18 protein-coding genes are annotated in these 16,073 nt (G+C 45.0%); 6 read left to right on the forward strand and 12 right to left on the reverse strand.

All coding sequences use genetic code 11. From position 1 onward, the window contains the following. Nucleotides 1-10: 10 nt before the first annotated feature. Genes bla through AC23P2_RS10715 form a run of 3 tightly spaced genes read right to left on the reverse strand, consistent with a single transcriptional unit; the run spans nt 11 to nt 3,645 of the window. Nucleotides 11-910, reverse strand: a complete 900-nt coding sequence (bla, locus tag AC23P2_RS10705) for a class A beta-lactamase, subclass A2 (RefSeq protein ID WP_487773182.1) — start codon at nt 908-910, stop codon at nt 11-13. A gap of 19 nt (nt 911-929) precedes the next feature. Next, nucleotides 930-2,993, reverse strand: coding sequence for a glycoside hydrolase family 97 protein (locus AC23P2_RS10710; RefSeq protein WP_487773183.1), 2,064 nt, complete (start codon nt 2,991-2,993; stop codon nt 930-932). 31 nt (nt 2,994-3,024) lie between these two features. Further along, nucleotides 3,025-3,645 carry a DUF4230 domain-containing protein gene (locus tag AC23P2_RS10715; protein ID WP_487773184.1) on the reverse strand — a complete coding sequence of 207 codons (621 nt, stop codon included), beginning with the start codon at nt 3,643-3,645 and terminating at the stop codon, nt 3,025-3,027. 288 nt (nt 3,646-3,933) lie between these two features. On the opposite strand from AC23P2_RS10715, the gene pyrG reads away from it, so the two are divergent. From pyrG to trxA, 3 genes are all read left to right on the forward strand, one after another. Continuing rightward, nucleotides 3,934-5,625, forward strand: a complete 1,692-nt coding sequence (gene pyrG / locus AC23P2_RS10720; protein ID WP_487773185.1) for a CTP synthase — start codon at nt 3,934-3,936, stop codon at nt 5,623-5,625. Nucleotides 5,626-5,695: 70 nt separating this feature from the next. Continuing rightward, complete coding sequence (gene miaA / locus AC23P2_RS10725; RefSeq protein WP_487773186.1) at nt 5,696-6,613, forward strand: tRNA (adenosine(37)-N6)-dimethylallyltransferase MiaA; 918 nt, start codon at nt 5,696-5,698, stop codon at nt 6,611-6,613. Between the two features lie 264 nt (nt 6,614-6,877). Further along, nucleotides 6,878-7,225 (forward strand): thioredoxin, encoded by a 348-nt coding sequence (trxA, locus tag AC23P2_RS10730; protein ID WP_487773187.1) that lies wholly within the window; start codon nt 6,878-6,880, stop codon nt 7,223-7,225. 83 nt (nt 7,226-7,308) lie between these two features. On the opposite strand, the gene AC23P2_RS10735 is transcribed toward trxA, so the two are convergent. From AC23P2_RS10735 to trpS, 7 genes are all read right to left on the reverse strand, one after another. Continuing rightward, nucleotides 7,309-7,875 carry a 50S ribosomal protein L25/general stress protein Ctc gene (locus AC23P2_RS10735; RefSeq protein WP_487773188.1) on the reverse strand — a complete coding sequence of 189 codons (567 nt, stop codon included), beginning with the start codon at nt 7,873-7,875 and terminating at the stop codon, nt 7,309-7,311. A gap of 91 nt (nt 7,876-7,966) precedes the next feature. Continuing rightward, the gene (locus tag AC23P2_RS10740) at nt 7,967-8,911 is read right to left on the reverse strand and encodes a ribose-phosphate pyrophosphokinase (RefSeq protein ID WP_487773189.1); all 945 of its coding nucleotides are present in this window, start codon (nt 8,909-8,911) and stop codon (nt 7,967-7,969) included. 257 nt (nt 8,912-9,168) lie between these two features. Continuing rightward, the gene (locus AC23P2_RS10745; RefSeq protein ID WP_487773190.1) at nt 9,169-9,669 is read right to left on the reverse strand and encodes a hypothetical protein; all 501 of its coding nucleotides are present in this window, start codon (nt 9,667-9,669) and stop codon (nt 9,169-9,171) included. Between the two features lie 189 nt (nt 9,670-9,858). Beyond that, nucleotides 9,859-10,305, reverse strand: a complete 447-nt coding sequence (locus AC23P2_RS10750) for an SRPBCC family protein (RefSeq protein ID WP_487773191.1) — start codon at nt 10,303-10,305, stop codon at nt 9,859-9,861. A gap of 81 nt (nt 10,306-10,386) precedes the next feature. Continuing rightward, a complete protein-coding gene (locus tag AC23P2_RS10755) occupies nt 10,387-10,968 on the reverse strand; it encodes a Crp/Fnr family transcriptional regulator (protein WP_487773192.1) in 582 nt (193 codons plus the stop codon). A gap of 27 nt (nt 10,969-10,995) precedes the next feature. Next, nucleotides 10,996-11,586 (reverse strand): phosphatase PAP2 family protein, encoded by a 591-nt coding sequence (locus tag AC23P2_RS10760; RefSeq protein ID WP_487773193.1) that lies wholly within the window; start codon nt 11,584-11,586, stop codon nt 10,996-10,998. Nucleotides 11,587-11,792: 206 nt separating this feature from the next. Further along, a complete protein-coding gene (gene trpS, locus AC23P2_RS10765; protein WP_487773194.1) occupies nt 11,793-12,770 on the reverse strand; it encodes a tryptophan--tRNA ligase in 978 nt (325 codons plus the stop codon). A gap of 107 nt (nt 12,771-12,877) precedes the next feature. On the opposite strand from trpS, the gene AC23P2_RS10770 reads away from it, so the two are divergent. The 3 genes from AC23P2_RS10770 to AC23P2_RS10780 all read left to right on the forward strand — a co-directional run bounded on the left by AC23P2_RS10770 (nt 12,878) and on the right by AC23P2_RS10780 (nt 14,840). Beyond that, nucleotides 12,878-13,558 carry a DUF2461 domain-containing protein gene (locus AC23P2_RS10770; RefSeq protein ID WP_487773195.1) on the forward strand — a complete coding sequence of 227 codons (681 nt, stop codon included), beginning with the start codon at nt 12,878-12,880 and terminating at the stop codon, nt 13,556-13,558. A gap of 78 nt (nt 13,559-13,636) precedes the next feature. Next, a complete protein-coding gene (locus AC23P2_RS10775) occupies nt 13,637-14,065 on the forward strand; it encodes a retropepsin-like aspartic protease (RefSeq protein WP_487773196.1) in 429 nt (142 codons plus the stop codon). A 10-nt stretch (nt 14,066-14,075) separates the two neighbouring features. Next, entirely contained in the window at nt 14,076-14,840 is a 765-nt protein-coding gene (locus AC23P2_RS10780; protein ID WP_487773197.1) for a metallophosphatase domain-containing protein, read from the forward strand. Here the strand turns inward: AC23P2_RS10780 and AC23P2_RS10785 are convergent. Both AC23P2_RS10785 and AC23P2_RS10790 read right to left on the reverse strand, forming a co-directional pair. Beyond that, nucleotides 14,827-15,216 carry a DoxX family protein gene (locus tag AC23P2_RS10785; RefSeq protein WP_472488740.1) on the reverse strand — a complete coding sequence of 130 codons (390 nt, stop codon included), beginning with the start codon at nt 15,214-15,216 and terminating at the stop codon, nt 14,827-14,829. The two genes, AC23P2_RS10780 and AC23P2_RS10785, sit on opposite strands and share 14 nt — an antisense overlap. Nucleotides 15,217-15,255: 39 nt before the next feature. After that, nucleotides 15,256-15,771 (reverse strand): SRPBCC family protein, encoded by a 516-nt coding sequence (locus AC23P2_RS10790; protein ID WP_487773198.1) that lies wholly within the window; start codon nt 15,769-15,771, stop codon nt 15,256-15,258. Nucleotides 15,772-16,073 lie beyond the last annotated feature (302 nt).

A 16,073-nucleotide genomic window follows, 5' to 3' on the forward strand; every position in this document is an offset into this window, starting at 1 on the left:
TTTCTCTTTTTTATTTCGTCAAAAAATAATCCCATGTTACTTTTGCCGCTTCTGCAATAGCTCGGTCGCACTGCGCTTCAGGCATAGGGGTATTAGACAAAAAAACCGCAATGGCCACGTACTTTCCGTTGGGAAGTTGCATAATGCCGATGTCATTGGTCGCGGCGATGATTCCCTGTTTATTAACGCCCGAATACCCCGTTTTGTGCGCTACCGTCACATTAGCAGGCAGCACCCCCTTGATTTTGCGCGGGCCAGTTGTCGTGCTTACCATGGTATTCCACACAAAATCCCAGCTATGCTTTGAGAGTATCTTTTTTTCAAAAAAAACCGCCAACAACTTCGCGGCGGAACGTGGGGTGCTCCAGTTGGCAAACTGTACGCGGTCATCGGCGTGCATTTCTTCTTCTGTGCCCACGATGTTTACGTCGTTAATTCCTATACTCTTGATATATTTATCAACCACTTTTGTTCCTCCCATAAGACGAAACAAAATGTCACAGCCATTATTATCGCTTTGCGCTACGGTGTATTCCAAAATTTCACGCAGCGGAAGCTCCACATCGCCATTGGGGTACTTCTCTCGCAAGGGGCTCCACGTGTTGGGCAATAAGTCTTTTTTGGCCACTTTAATTTTCTGGTCGAGCGTCCATTTCCCTTTATCAATCTCGCTCATCACGGCCAGCGCCAAATGAAACTTATACACGCTCTGCATCGGAAAATGCCCTTGTCCATTGACACTCACGGTATCGCCGTTGCTCAAATCAATCACGCCAACGCCCAACACCCCATTGGTAGTAGCCGCTACCCGCTGTAACTGTTGGCGAAGCGCGTTGTTGGACTGCGCCCACAATAGACTAGAATAAAGAAAAAGAACTCCTACTAAAATGGCCAGTTTTGACTGTTTCATGTTTTGTAATGGATAGAAATTATTGTTTGATGATGCTAATCGCGCACCCGCCGCCTTTGGACAAGCGAATGCTGAGGGTAGTCTTGTTGGTAACGGTCATTTTTTCAATTTCGTACGCTTCAGGATTAGTTTGCCAGTCGGCCCCTTCCCCATCGCGGTAAATGGTAGCTTGGTACGTGGCGCCTTCTTCCAAAAAATCAAAATTGAGGATGGAAGTACGCGCATTTTCGTCCGAAATCGCCCCCAAAAACCAATTCGACTTTCCTTTTGCCTTACGAGCGATGGTAATAAAATCCCCAGGTTCAGCCGCCAATACCTTGGTATCGTCCCAGTCAACAGGAACGTCTTTGATGAACTGAAACGCGTCTAAGTGCTTATTGAAGTTTTCGGGGAAATCGCCCGCCATTTGCAACGGGCTGTACATAGTTACGTATAGTGCCAGTTGTTTGGCCAACGTAGTACGCACCCGTGTGGTACGCGAGGCGTCGTACTGATTAAGCTGAAAATGAAAAAAGCCAGGGGTATAATCCATCGGGCCGCCCATCAAACGCGTAAAAGGCAGGATAGTTTCATGTTCAGGGACAAGTCCCAGTTTAGGAGCATTGTTAAACTCATTTCCACGGGCGGCTTCGTTGGCGAGCCAGTTGGGATACGTGCGATGCAAGCCCGTAGGGTGTGCAGGCTCGTGGGCTTCGACCATGATTTTGTACTCGGCGGCTTTTTGCGCCACTCGCTCGTAGTGATTCACCATCCATTGCCCGTCGTGGTGTTCGCCCCGTGGAATGATACGGCCTACGTAGCCCGTCTTGACGGTATTCATGTGATTGTCTTGCATGTACCGAAAGGCTTTATCCATCCAACGCTCGTAGTTGGTCACCGCCCCCGACGTCTCATGGTGCATGATAATCCGAACGCCTTTTTGACGGGCATACTCAGTCAGTTCTTTGGTGTTGTAATCAGGATAAGGCGTGATAAAATCGAACACATTTTCTTTCCAATTGCCAAACCAGTCTTCCCAACCCTCGTTCCATCCTTCCACCAATACCCCATCAAAACCGTGTTGGGCGGCAAAATCAATGTAGGTTTTGACGTTGGCGGTGTTAGCCCCGTGCTTACCCGAAGCTTTTTCCCAAGTCGCTTTCCCCACGTGCATTTCCCACCACATCCCGATAAACTTTTGGGGCTTAATCCACGATACATCCGTAATTTTTGAGGGCTCGTTGAGGTTCAATATCATTCTCGACGCCAAAATATCCGTTGCTTTGTCGCTCACATTGATGGTACGCCACGGAGTATTAAACGGCGTTTGCAAATAGGCTTTGTTACCTACTGCATCGGGCACGAGGTGAGAAGTAAGGGTAAACGTTTTTTTGTCGAGTGCAAGGTGCATCACGGGATAATTGACCAAGGCCGCCTCGTGCAGGTTGATGTACATACCCGTTGGGGTTTTGAGCATCAACGGCACCTGAATCACGTTTGGCCCAATGACCGATTTGAGCGCAATGTCCGTCTCTTTGGCTGCCGCCGCCACCGCGTCCACTTGGCTCAGTGGAGTGGTGTTGTACAAATACTCGTTGGTATCATAATCACCTGGTATCCAGAAAGCTTTGTAGTCGCCCGCCAGATTAAACTGCGTTAGTTCATCGGCCACCACAAAGTGATTGAGGGATTCTTGTTTAAGAAATTCGTACCGAAACCCAACCCCTTCGTTGAACACCCGAAAGGCTACTTTCACCACAATCCCTGCTTTGTCTTTGAGGGTCATCGTCAGGGCTTTGTAGTGGTTACGAATTTGATTTACTTCCCCCCAAACGGGCTTCCACGTTTCGTCCACGGTAGAAGAGTCTATGCTCACCAGCGAAAATTGGGTCAGCATCGTTTTGGGACGGCTTAACGAAAAACCCAAGGTGGACGGCTCTACAAAGGCCGTTTTTTTGTAGGAAACGCTGTACGAAACCGTGCCATTGGCGGCAAGTTGGGTCTTGAGCACCACGTTTTTGTCGGGCGAAGCCACGGTGGTGGTTTGGGCGTGAGCGCTTCCTAGCCCTCCCAACAGTAGCGCAAGTAAAAGTGGTTTTTTCATTTGTATTATCATAGGTTAAATTTATTCTCTCTCATCGTGGCTTCGCCAGCGTAGCCTTCATTCGATAGCGGAGCACTACTTTTTTGCCCGATATTTTTTCTAACACAGGCTTCAAAATCTGATTAGCATTTTGTTTGGTTTGTTCCAAAATCCCCATTTCTAAGGCAGCTTTTTGAATTTGTTGCTCGGCGTGTTGGTAAGCCGCTTGCACCAGTTTGGCCTCTTCCATAAAGGCGTACTCGGTGTTATAGACTTTAGACTTTGAGTGGTCGATTTTATAGCTACAAAGTTCGGGTTCGGGCAAGTGTACAATGACCGTATCCGACGCCTCGGTGACGTCGGACGTCGTAATTTTGGTCAAATCAATGCACCCAATCGCCTCTCCCTGCACAATCAATACCGCCTTGGGGTTAGGTAACCACTGCACTACCTGTTCGTGCTCCACAATGTCTTTGAAATTGTACTTTACTAACTCCATTTTACCCAGTGCTTGTACTTCTTCAAGTACCACAGCGTGAGTTGTTTGGGTCTCGTTTTCGGCGCCAAATGAAAACCAATTTCCCGTTTTAAAAGCTTCCCAAATGGCAATTACCCCACTCACCAGAACAACCGCAAACACAATGCGCAACAACAAACGAAAAATCGTGGACATACAAGAAAGTACTTAATTTGAAAATGAGAAAATTTGAAAATAATACATGCCCTCTACAAGGCAACCTAACGCACGAATCGCTTCTCTGAGTAAATGTACAAAAGATACACTAATCTCTTTCTAAGCAGAGAAAACAGATAATCAGCAACTTTTTTTAATACAATTTTCACTGCTGTCTATCAACGACTTAACCTTTTTCTTAAAAATCAAGTTCAATTTAGATAGCGACACAGACGTAAAATTCTGTACCTTTGTATCCCGTAACCAGTCCAAACAAACTCCAAAGTCATGGCTGCTCACGGGCAAAAAACCGCAAAATATATCTTCGTTACTGGCGGTGTAACATCTTCATTGGGAAAGGGGATTATTGCCTCTTCACTCGCAAAACTCCTCCAATCACGCGGATTGTCGGTCACGATTCAAAAATTTGACCCCTACATCAACGTTGACCCAGGAACACTCAACCCCTACGAACACGGTGAATGCTATGTAACAGACGACGGCGCCGAAACTGACCTCGATTTGGGTCACTACGAGCGTTTTTTGAATGAGCGTACCTCGCAGGCTAATAACGTCACTACGGGCCGTATTTATTACGATGTCATCATGCGCGAACGCCGTGGTGACTTCTTGGGAAAAACCGTGCAGGTAGTTCCTCACATTACTGATGAAATTAAAAAACGAATGCTTCTTCTCGGTGAAACGGGTAAATATGACATCGTTATTACCGAAATCGGTGGCTGTGTAGGGGACATTGAATCGCTCCCCTTTTTAGAGGCTGTCCGTCAGTTGAAATTTGAATTGGGCGAAAACGATGCGTTGGTGATTCACCTGACGCTGATTCCTTATTTGAGTTCGGCAGGTGAGTTGAAAACCAAGCCTACGCAACACTCCGTTCGTATGCTCCAAGAGTCGGGGATTCAGCCCGATATTTTGGTTTGTCGTACGGAGCACCCACTTCCGCAAGAAATGCGCCGCAAAATTGCGTTGTTCTGCAACGTCCAACCCGCTTCTGTGATTGAAGCCATGGATGCGTCAACCATTTATGACGTGCCGCTTTTGATGAAAAAAGAGCGCCTCGACCAGCGCGTGTTGTATATGCTAGACATTTACGACGACAAAGACGTGGACTTGGAAGCATGGCAGATTTTTGTAGATCGTCTCAAAAACCCCAAACATCATATCCGCATCGGCTTGGTGGGTAAATACGTAGAACTACACGATGCTTACAAGTCTATCACTGAGTCGTTTATCCACGCTGGGGCGGTCAATGAGTGTAAAGTCGAAATCGAATGGATTCACTCCGAGCACCTAACCCCCGAAAATGCAGCCGAGAAAATGGCCTCATTGGATGGCGTACTTGTAGCTCCTGGCTTTGGTGAGCGTGGTATTGAGGGTAAAATTGCCGCCGTACAGTACGTTCGCGAACACAACATTCCATTCTTTGGTATTTGTTTAGGTATGCAAATGGCCGTCATTGAATACGCTCGCAACGTGTTGGGCTGGGCCGATGCTCACTCAACTGAGATGGACAGCGAGACCGACCACGCGGTGATTGGCATGATGGAAGACCAGAAGAACATTACCAACAAAGGCGGAACAATGCGTTTGGGGGCTTATGCTTGCAAATTGCAGTCGGGTACGTTGGCACATAAGATTTATGGCAAAACCAAAATCAGCGAACGCCACCGCCACCGCTACGAATTTAACAACCTTTACCGCGCCGATTTCGAAAAAGCAGGTATGACCATGTCGGGTATCAACCCTGAAAACGACCTTGTAGAGGTTATTGAACTTGCCAACCACCCGTATTTTATTGGGGTACAGTATCACCCTGAGCTCAAAAGTACGGTCATGGCGCCGCACCCATTGTTTGTTCATTTTGTAAAAGCGTCTTTGAACAATGCCAAACAAAAACGTTCGACAAAAAAAGCTGTAGTCGTAGAAATGCCTACTGAACCAGCCGCAGAAACGGTATAACAATTGTTGATAAAACCATTTTTTATTGGTGCTGAGAGACGCGTCTTTCAGCACCTTTTTGTTAGTTGACATGACAAACGCTCCGCTCATTGTCATTCTTGGCCCTACCGCCTGCGGAAAAACCCGCTTGGCTACGCAGCTTGCGGCCCAAGTCGAAGGTGAAATCATCAGCGCCGACTCGCGACAGGTGTATCGAGGCATGAACATCGGTACAGGAAAAGATTTGAACGAATACATAGTTGATGGAAAAAATATCCCCTATCATCTCATCGACATCTGCGACGCGGGCGAAGCGTATCACGTACATCGTTTCCAAGTCGATTTTCAAGCTGCGTTTAGTGACATTCAGAGCCGCCACCGCACGCCTATTTTATGCGGCGGAACGGGGCTGTACATCGAATCCGTCTTAAAGCAATACCAATTTACGGGCATACCAGTCGATGAAGCGTTGCGTAGCCAACTTGAAACGCTGTCCGATGAAGCCCTTTTAACGCGTTTTCGTGCCATGCCCTCGGCCTATTCTGCTTTGGCTGATACATCCACCCGAAAACGGCTCGTGCGTGCCATAGAGATTGCTACGTACCTACAAACGCATTCGTTTGAAACAGCACCAGCAATCCCACTTCACTACCAAATTTTTGGCCTTAATTTACCCGTCGAAGAACGACGAACTCGGATTACCCGCCGCTTGCATGAGCGCCTTCAAAGCGGAATGATTGACGAAGTACAAGCCCTACTCAACCAAGGACTTACATCCGAACAGCTCATTTATTATGGCTTGGAGTATAAATTCATTACAGAATACCTCACTGGCGTCCTGACTTACGACACCATGGTCGAGCGGCTAAACGTTGCTATTCATCAGTTTGCCAAACGCCAAATGACCTTTTTCCGTAAAATGGAGCGCGACGGACTTATGATTCACTGGTTAGATGCCCTTTCCCCACTCCCCCAACTTATCAAAGAAATACGCCGTTCTGTTTCCTGATTGCTTACGGTTTCTCAAAAGGTGTTTACGGTTTCTCAAAACCGTAACAAAGGGTTTCTCAAAACCCACCATTCGCCTCGGTTCATTTTACTCGTGGTGAAGGTTTCTCAAAACCGAAGCCTTTTCCTTCAAAAACCATCAATCAGAACGACGCGAAAGATTGCTATGTTTACTTTGGAACTTTTACAAGGGGTCAAATGGTTTACTGATTAAATATTAAAACACATATTTATCGTACCGGCGACCCGGTCAATACTTACGAAAATGGGAAAGGCACTCGAAATCACGGATGCTAACTTTAGCGAAATAGTAGAAAATTCTGATAAGACCATTACATTGGTTGACTTTTGGGCAGAATGGTGTGGACCTTGCCGTTTGGTAGGCCCTGTGGTAGAAAAACTTGCAGGTGACTTCGACGGTAAAGCGACGATTGGTAAGGTTGACGTTGATTCAAACCCTGAAACAGCTGTTAAATTTGGAATTCGTAGTATTCCTACGTTGTTGTTCTTCCAAGATGGCAAGATGGTTGACCGCGTAGTAGGTGCGGTGCCAGAAGCAACGTTGAAAGCTAAATTGAACTCTTTCTTTCCTGAAGCAGAACAATTGGCATAAGCAACCGCTTAGTCACTTTATAAACTAAGAAAGCCCCGCAAATGCGGGGCTTTTCGTTTGTCTATTAGCAATTAAAAGAAGAATTAGCCCTTCATTTGACCACGAAGCGCACGTGGGATTTCCACACCTGCGATTGGCAACGAAGTATTGTTCAAAATTTTGAACCCTTCTACTTTCAAATGACCTACTTTCACTGATTTACCCAAGTCAAGGTCAGCTACTGGCACATCCACATAATCAGGGATGCTATCTGCCATACCTTGAACTTTGATTTTGTGGAGTTTTTGTACCAATTTACCCCCTTTAGACACACCTACTGCCGTTCCGATGAAACGAACAGGTACTTCTACTTTGATTTCTTTTCCTTCTTGAATCAACAAGAAGTCAGCGTGAAGAATAATATCACTTACTGGGTGATATTGTACATCCTGCAAAATCGCTTGGTATGTAGTTCCTTCGATGTTCAACGTTACATTATACACATCTGGTGTAAAAAGTAGATCGCGGAACAAATACATTGGGGCTGAGAAGTGAACTTGCTCTGCACCTCCGTACAATACGCATGGAACCATTGCTTCTAAACGCAACGTGCGAGCTTCTTGTTTGCCGAGATTCGCTCTTTTAAACCCTACAATCTCTGTACTTTTCATAATTAATTGGCCCCTAATCCCTAAGGGGAGTGTTTTAGTGAATCGTACCTTGGGATTAAAAAGGTACGTGTTAAATAGCGTAAACTTGTGCCTACGCTGGATTTATAAATAATGAGCTAATAGATTCGTGGTCACGGATACGGCCGATGGCTTTTGCAAAAAGCTCTGACACCGACAACACCTTGATTTTTTCGTTTTCTTCGCGCAACGGAATGGTATCCGTAACGATGAGTTCTTCCAATACCGATGTACGAATACGTGCATGCGCGTCCCCTGACATCACAGGGTGGGTACAGATAGCCCGAACCGACTTAGCGCCTTTACTCATAACGAGTTCAGCAGCTTTGCACATGGTTCCGCCCGTATCAATTAAGTCGTCAATAAAGACAACGTTGGCGTCTTTGACGTCACCAATTACCTGCATCGACGCCACTTCATTGGCACGTTTACGGTACTTGTCACAAAGGATAATGTCGGCGTTAAAAAACTTCGCGAAATTTCGCGCACGGGCTGCACCACCTACGTCGGGCGACGCGATGACAAGGTTTTCTAACTCTAGGCTCTTGATGTAAGGAACAAACACGCTGCTTCCTTCCAAATGTACCATTGGTATATCAAAAAAACCTTGAATTGCTCCTGCGTGAAGGTCGAGCGTCATGATTTGCTCTGCACCAGCTGCTGTCAGAAGGTTAGCAACCAACTTTGCCGCAATAGGTACGCGAGGTTTGTCTTTACGGTCTTGGCGTGCATAACCAAAGTACGGAATCACGGCCGTTACTTCGTGAGCTGAGGCACGCTTGGCGGCGTCAATCATCAACAACAACTCCAAGAAGTTATCTGCCGAGCCAAACATAGACTGTACCAAATACACATCGCATCCGCGCAATGATTCTTCAAAACTTGGGGACAATTCACCATCACTAAAACGGCGTAAATTGTAACCACCTAAGTCGCGCCCGTAGTGGCGAGCGATTTTTTCGGCTAGGTACGTTGATTGTAAGCCAGAAAATATTTTGATTGGATTGAAAGAGGCCATGCCCTGTAGAAAATTTCCGCAAAGGTAGGGAGATTTTTTAGAAAAGCCAATAGACCTTCCAAGTTCAAGTTGAACGCATTAAAATATAGGGTGGCTATTGACTGCTCCATCGGTGAAAGATGTCACCCCGATGGAGCTTTTGGATGACCTTTACCCCCTTTTTCTACTAAGATTTAGCCTCGCTGAGGCTATTTTTTTAATAAGTTTAACCTGTCTGTTTCAACAACGTCAGATAACAAACTTGGAAAGTATGGCGATTACTTAGTCGGTTTCATACGGGCGAGTCTTGCTTTCACCGTCACGTTGGTTTTAGAACCTACTACAAACCACTTGCGACGTGCTGCGAATTGCGGAAAAATAATCATGTCGTACCCTGGGTTTTTGCGCATAAGGTCAAACATCGCCATTTGCTCCACCCGCGAAACATTATTTAATCCAATAATACCATTGATGACAAAATTTACCGCCTCTACTTGGCTCGCAGCCACGCCTGTGACGCTTCCGTTGAGTTGTGGGCCAAAAGGATCACTGGGCAAATTCCCTGCCTGACCAAACTCCCAATTCCCGCCAAAAAGGCGTTTCCAATCAACCATCAATACTTTGGTTTGATTGGCCTCTCCCACCACTTGCTCCGACAGCTCTAAATCTTCGTGATGAAGCCATAGCTGATAATTGGCTTCTCGCATTGAATTACGGCTTACGGTACAAGAGGATACTATAGCGGCAAGCGCTACAAAAGTGATAATCGTTCTTTTCATGTCTGTCTGAAATGGTTGAAATAACGTAGTAAAATGACTTTTGGCAAAAGTAACTATTTTTTTAAACCAACAAACAGAAAAGACCTTCCAAGTTTTCACCTCATTAGCATCTACACTCAGAAGGCCTGACTATTTTTTCAAGACCTTCCAAGTTTCCACCTCGTTAGCATCTACACTTGGAAGGTCTGACTATTTTTTCACGCCAAGCTGTTCAGCCCGACTTTTTAGTGCCTGATTCATTTTGACGAAGTTGTTTCGGGTATCGTTTCCAATTTGTTTTAAAATCAGCGAACTAAGAATGCCCGAAAAGTTTTCTCCGTGAATAAGATTGACTTGGTTTTCAGAAATTTCTTCAATTTCAAAGTAATGATGGCCATCAAAAAGCCCTTTTACCCAAAACGAACCTAGCCAACCAAAGCTTCGATTGGGCGCTACCTCTACTACTTTAGGTTTAAATACAATGGTTTTATCTCCATTTTGAAGCGTATTTTTGAGTTTTGCACCCACTTCCAAGCTACCTTCGCTTTTTACAATAAATGGGTTCCAAACGGCGTAGGCATTGAGGTCGGCGAGGATGCTCCAAACTTTTTCTTTGGGAGCGTTGATGATGATTTCGGTTCTAATTTTGTGTTTCATGACAGCAACATTTAATGATGTTGCAAAAGTAGCTTGCCAACGCCTCCCCCTCCATTAACAATTGTAAAGAAATGCGTTCAGTTAGCGTTTTTGTTGCGCAAGTCGGTTTCGGATGCGACTCATCGACACGGGGGTCATGCCCAAGTACGAAGCAATAAGGTGATGAGGCACTCGGAGCAATAAATCACCGTGTTGTTCGACAAACTTTGCATAACGTTCCTCAGGACTGTCAAGCAAAAAAGAAGACAAAATTTGTTGTGCATTAATAAAACGTTGCTCGGCAATTTTGCGGGTAAGCACATTGAATTTGGGCAACGCTTCGTAGAGCTCGTTCATTTTAGGCTGAGTAATGACCAACAAATCAGCCTCTTCGAGTGCTTCCAATGACTGAATACTGGGCGCTTGTCGCAAAAAACTATCATAACTACTGGCAAATAGGTTTTCTCGAAAAATAAAGGCCGTAATCTCATCGCCTTCGTTTTCGTAGAAAAGGCGGAGCATTCCTTTATTGATAAAATACAGCTCGTTGGCCACTTGTCCTTGCCGCACAAGGGAGAATTTCCGAGGCACTTGTCTAAACACAAACGCACTCTCCAAGATTGCTTTTTCGCGGTCGGTGAAAGTGACAAATTGAGCGACCAATTGATGCAAAGCGTCAAACATAGGAGGAGAAGATTTGCCTGAAAGTAGTTATTTTTTGGCAAAACGAGCTAAAAGAAAGCTCACAATTTTAACCGCTGCAAAAGCTGCGCCGACCCCAATAATCGCCCCTGCAATGATGTCTAATGGATAATGGACACCCACGTAAACGCGGCTATAAGACACTAACGCCGCCCACGGAAAAAACCAAAGGAGATACTTATTGGGGCGGGCGGCGGTCGGGACAACCGTACCGCAGAGCAGCCACAAAGCAGCAGCAAGCCCAAAACTATTGGCTGCGTGTGACGACGCAAACCCGTAGGTTCCTCCGCAACCTTCTACCACTAAGTGAATTTTGTCTTGTAAATAAGTGACGTGGCAGGGTCGCAGACGTTCCACCCACGGTTTTAGCAGCCCAGAAGCAGTTTGATCGGCAATGATAATCGTTAAAATCAACGCGCCAATCATTCCCGCCGCTTGCTGCTTATACTGCCATACCAACCAGATAATCAGTAAGGCATACAGCGGAATCCACGTATTTCGCTCCGTCACCCAATACATCAGCGTATCAGCCCAAGGTGCATGAGCACCATTGAGTGACAAAAAAAGCTGTGTATCAAACTGTTGGATTTTGTGGAGCATTTTTTAAGTTTACTGTTTTGTGGGTTTGTATGAATGGACACCCATAATTCGACCTTTTGCCGTTTACAGCTTGAGGTTTTTAGGTTTTTGATAGGGTTTTAGATACCTCCTTCGTCGGTATGACAAAACTTCGTCGGTATGACAAAACTTCGTCGGTATAGCAAAAACTGTAAACCTAAAAACCCTAAACTGAAAACCGTAGCAAATTAAGAAAGTCCTATTTTCTCCCGCACTTCGGCTAGCTTTTTAGAAGCAATGGCGCGGGCTTTTTCTTCGCCTTCTTGGAGTTTTTGTTCGAGTGCGGCGGGGTTTTCTTCGTAATAATACGTAAACATTTCACGCTCTTTGGCAAAACGTGTTTTTAGGGCTTCAAAAAATGCTTGCTTAGCATGACCATAGCCATACCCACCTTTGAGGTAGTTTTCGCGCATGGTTGCAATATCGCTGTCACTGGCTATGAGTGAATACAATTTAAAGGTAAGATCGGTTTCTGGGTTTTTCGGTTCTTCAAGCGCTGTCGAATCCGACAGAATTTTCTTCGTTACTTTCTGTAGCTCTTTTTCTGGTTGAAAAAGGTCAATATAATTTCCGTACGACTTACTCATTTTTTGTCCGTCGATGCCTGGAATGGTCATCAAACGTTCGTCGATTTTCCCCTCAGGAATCACAAAAGTATCGCCATACGTACGGTTAAACGCCTCGGCCATGTCGCGGGTCATTTCGAGGTGCTGCTTTTGATCTTTACCTACAGGTACGTAATTGGCGTCGTAGAGCAAAATATCAGAAGCCATCAACACTGGATAGACAAACAAGCCCGCGTTGACATCGGCCAAACGGTCTGCTTTGTCCTTGAACGAATGGGCATTGGCCAACATCGGATAAGGCGTCAAACAAGACAAATACCACGTTAGCTCAGTATGATAAGCCGATACCCGCGACTGACGATAAAACACCACTTTATCGGTATCAAGACCACACGCAAGCCACGCTGCCGCTACGGCACGGGTGTTGTCTTGGAGCACTTTCGCATCTTTGATGGTCGTAAGCGAGTGCAAATCTGCAATAAACAAAAACGACTCATTATCAGACTTTTCCGACAACTGAATCGCGGGCAAGATAGCGCCCAAAATGTTACCTAAGTGTGGTTTACCGCTACTCTGGATACCTGTTAATATTCGAGCCATTGTGTATTGTTTGTACTAGTGACGTTTTCCCTTTTCCACTGCCTTTTGGACAGAGCTACGTTTGGGCGCAACAAAATTGCTATTTTTAGGCCAAAATACGAAATCTGATGTTGACACTATCTACCCTTGAGTTTCTTCAAGAACTAGCCGAAAACAATAACCGTGAGTGGTTTACTGAGCACCGCAAGCGCTACGATGCCGCCAAAAAAGAAATGGAGGCATTGGTAAAAGACCTTATCAAAGGCATTGGAGAATTTGAAAACCTTCCCAATACCGAACCCAAAGACTGCCTGTTTCGTATCAACCGCGACATTCGTTTTTCCAAAGACAAAGCTCCTTATAAACAATGGCTTTCGGCGGCGGTTGGCCCAGGTGGACGGCATTCTGGGCGCATTGATTTTTATGTACACATCCAGCCTGGTGAATCGTTTTTAGGGGCTGGAATGTGGAATCCTACCCCAAAACAACTGGCGAAGTTTCGGCAAGAAATTGATTTTAATCCAGAAGCTTTAAAAAGTATCATTGAAGCCCCTGAGTTTCGAACGTACTTCCCCGAAGCGTGGGGCGAAAGCCTACAGCGGATGCCCAAAGGCTACCCTGAAAATCATCCTGACATCGCACTATTGAAGCGAAAACAGCTTTTTTTCATGCACAAATACACCGATGCCGAAGTAACTTCTCCCAACTTTGCGCAGGAAATCGTCAACGGTTGCCGCCTTATCAAACCTTATTGTGACTTCTTGAATTACTTGTTTTTTGAGGAAGAAGAGGAGAGCTTTGAACTGTAACCGCTAGCTATTCTAAGGGCGTTTATTTATATTTAACCATCCATTTAGTGTTTTAGTATCTAAAATCATTGTTCTTGTATGGGATTAGTATATGCAGAAGTAGAACTTATCAACGCGGAAGATTTAGCTTTGGCTCGCAAGTTTTATATTGGCGAAGATGAAATAAAGCGCATGTATGTTACAGGTCTTGTGGATACTGGCAGCTATATGCTTTGTATCAATGAGTCAATTCAGGCCCAAATGCAATTTCCTGTCATGGAAAAACGAATTGGTCAAATGGCGAACGGCGACCGTATAGAATGTGATGTTGTTAGCCAAGTTGAACTGCGCTTTAAAAATAGACGTACCATTTGCAACGCCATGATTCTTCCTGGCGATAGTGAAGTACTCATTGGCGCCATTCCACTTGAAGACATGGACGTACTCATCAATCCTTTGCGCCAAGAGCTAATTATCAATCCAGAACACCCTTATTTTGCCCAAATGAAGTTAAAAGGAGTGAAATAAGGACATTCGCATGAAAATTGTCTGCATTTCTGACACGCACAATCTCCACCGAACCATGACTGTTCCCGACGGGGATATTCTGATTCACGCTGGCGATATTACAGTAGCAGGGGACGCACGTGAAGTCGCCGATTTCAACGATTGGTTGGGCACTCTACCCCATAAACACAAAGTCGTGGTAGCTGGCAACCACGACTTTTGTTTTGAAAATTCATCAAAAAAAACGAGGGAATTACTGACAAACGCCCACTACCTTCAAGATAGTGGTGTCGAAATCGAAGGTTTGTTTATTTGGGGCTCTCCTATTTCTCCGCACTACCACGATTGGGCGTTTAACCGAAAACGCGGGAGCGAAATTCGTCGTCACTGGAAACTTATTCCACCGCATACCGACCTTTTAATCACTCATTGTCCTCCTTTTGGTATTCTTGATACTTCCAACCGAGGTAGCCATGAGGGTTGTAGCGATTTGCGCGACATCCTTCAACAGCGGGTACAGCCACGTCTGCACGTTTTTGGACACATTCACGAAGCACACGGATACACTACCATTGGAACTACCCAGTACGTCAACGCTTCCATCGTAGGCCCTAAAGGCTGGACTCGAAGGTTTTGGTTGCTTAATCAGCTCACCCAGCTTGGTATTCGCATTTTTCGGCTGTTGCAATGGCTAAAATCACTCTTTGCGAAAACTACTCCTGCACAGCGTCACTCATCTACCCTATCCCGATTTCAATGGGAAGTAGCCCACGCCGCCATTGTTATTGAATTGTAAGATTCTGCAAGGTGAACCGTGCTAGTTTATCGTACGCAACATAACACACCATCAATATCAACAAAGCCACAAGGGGCACGGCCACAACGCCTGTAAACCCATCGACGGCGATAAAACTGACTGCGGCGCAAATAAAATCAATCGCAAAGCCCGCAAAAGCCCATTCCTTAATACGCCTCGGTACAAAGGGTAAAAGAATGGCTAAACCTCCCAAAAACTTGAATAAATTCAGCATCAGGGCGAAATAAGGCGGATAACCCAAGTGCTGCATTACTTGTTTGCTGGCTTCCGAATTTACGGTAAAAAGTGGCATAATCCCCTGGGTAATAGCTAGTAGGCTTGCGGTTACCCAAAAAGTAATTTTCATTGTTTTCATGGTACTGTTATTTTTATTTGGTTTCGTAATTTATTGACATCAAGAACGGCGTTGAAACTGCGCTTCTAAATACTGATCCAAATTTTCGAGTGCCATCGAAAACCCTTCTTTAAAACCCATTTCAACCACTTTTTCGAGGTCACTTAGCGAGTCGTATTCGATCGTAATTTCAACCAGTGTCATGTTATTGGTTGTAGCTGCAAAGGAATTATTCCATAAAGAACGCGGGAAATCTTGCACGACAGCCCCATTTTCGTCACAAAAGGCATCGAGCCCTGAAAAGCTTTTTTTAGGCTCCACTTTTTGATAATCGGCCCTGCACCAATGCACTTCGTTTTCGGGTGAAATCATACAATAGTGCCAATATCCTCCTTCTGAAAAGTTCATACTTTTGGTTTGGGTACGGTACGGCTTCGGCGCCCACCAAAGGTCTAGAAGTTCGGGATTTGTCCACGCTTCCCAAACCAAATCTACATTTGCGGCAAATTCTCGCTTTACGTGGACGGTATTGTTTGCCTTGTTTACCGAAAAATCAAAGAGAAAACGGGTGTTCATGGGTGTTTTTGTTTTTTTAAGGTTGATAATACTTCGTCTAATTGAGCAAATCGGCCTTCCCAAATCTTCCTTATTTGGTTGAGCCATTGGTCTATTTTATTCATGATTGCTAATAGTTTTCAAATAAAAAGAAACCATTTGATTGCAAATATAATACGCAATCAAATGGTTGCAAATTTTTTTATACTTTTTTTGTAAAACAAATGGGTTTCATAAAGCACTAACTTAATTTGGACAATATCTTATTGTACTTTTTGTATAGAACAAGTCATCAAACAATCCCAAAAAATGACGTTTCTTTA

Source organism: Runella sp. R0.1_18 (assembly GCF_057652155.1).

Bases quoted from the DNA above. Each gene is read 5' to 3' on its own strand.
- AC23P2_RS10740 (WP_487773189.1), bottom strand. From the start codon at position 8,911: ATGGCCTCTTTCAATCCAATCAAAATATTTTCTGGCTTACAATCAACG.
- AC23P2_RS10780 (WP_487773197.1), top strand. From the start codon at position 14,076: ATGAAAATTGTCTGCATTTCTGACACGCACAATCTCCACCGAACCATG.
- trxA (WP_487773187.1), top strand. From the start codon at position 6,878: ATGGGAAAGGCACTCGAAATCACGGATGCTAACTTTAGCGAAATAGTA.
- AC23P2_RS10770 (WP_487773195.1), top strand. From the start codon at position 12,878: ATGTTGACACTATCTACCCTTGAGTTTCTTCAAGAACTAGCCGAAAAC.
- AC23P2_RS10710 (WP_487773183.1), bottom strand. From the start codon at position 2,993: ATGAAAAAACCACTTTTACTTGCGCTACTGTTGGGAGGGCTAGGAAGC.
- AC23P2_RS10745 (WP_487773190.1), bottom strand. From the start codon at position 9,669: ATGAAAAGAACGATTATCACTTTTGTAGCGCTTGCCGCTATAGTATCC.
- miaA (WP_487773186.1), top strand. From the start codon at position 5,696: ATGACAAACGCTCCGCTCATTGTCATTCTTGGCCCTACCGCCTGCGGA.
- AC23P2_RS10715 (WP_487773184.1), bottom strand. From the start codon at position 3,645: ATGTCCACGATTTTTCGTTTGTTGTTGCGCATTGTGTTTGCGGTTGTT.
- AC23P2_RS10735 (WP_487773188.1), bottom strand. From the start codon at position 7,875: ATGAAAAGTACAGAGATTGTAGGGTTTAAAAGAGCGAATCTCGGCAAA.
- AC23P2_RS10755 (WP_487773192.1), bottom strand. From the start codon at position 10,968: ATGTTTGACGCTTTGCATCAATTGGTCGCTCAATTTGTCACTTTCACC.
- trpS (WP_487773194.1), bottom strand. From the start codon at position 12,770: ATGGCTCGAATATTAACAGGTATCCAGAGTAGCGGTAAACCACACTTA.
- pyrG (WP_487773185.1), top strand. From the start codon at position 3,934: ATGGCTGCTCACGGGCAAAAAACCGCAAAATATATCTTCGTTACTGGC.
- AC23P2_RS10790 (WP_487773198.1), bottom strand. From the start codon at position 15,771: ATGAACACCCGTTTTCTCTTTGATTTTTCGGTAAACAAGGCAAACAAT.
- AC23P2_RS10785 (WP_472488740.1), bottom strand. From the start codon at position 15,216: ATGAAAACAATGAAAATTACTTTTTGGGTAACCGCAAGCCTACTAGCT.
- AC23P2_RS10750 (WP_487773191.1), bottom strand. From the start codon at position 10,305: ATGAAACACAAAATTAGAACCGAAATCATCATCAACGCTCCCAAAGAA.
- AC23P2_RS10760 (WP_487773193.1), bottom strand. From the start codon at position 11,586: ATGCTCCACAAAATCCAACAGTTTGATACACAGCTTTTTTTGTCACTC.
- AC23P2_RS10775 (WP_487773196.1), top strand. From the start codon at position 13,637: ATGGGATTAGTATATGCAGAAGTAGAACTTATCAACGCGGAAGATTTA.
- bla (WP_487773182.1), bottom strand. From the start codon at position 910: ATGAAACAGTCAAAACTGGCCATTTTAGTAGGAGTTCTTTTTCTTTAT.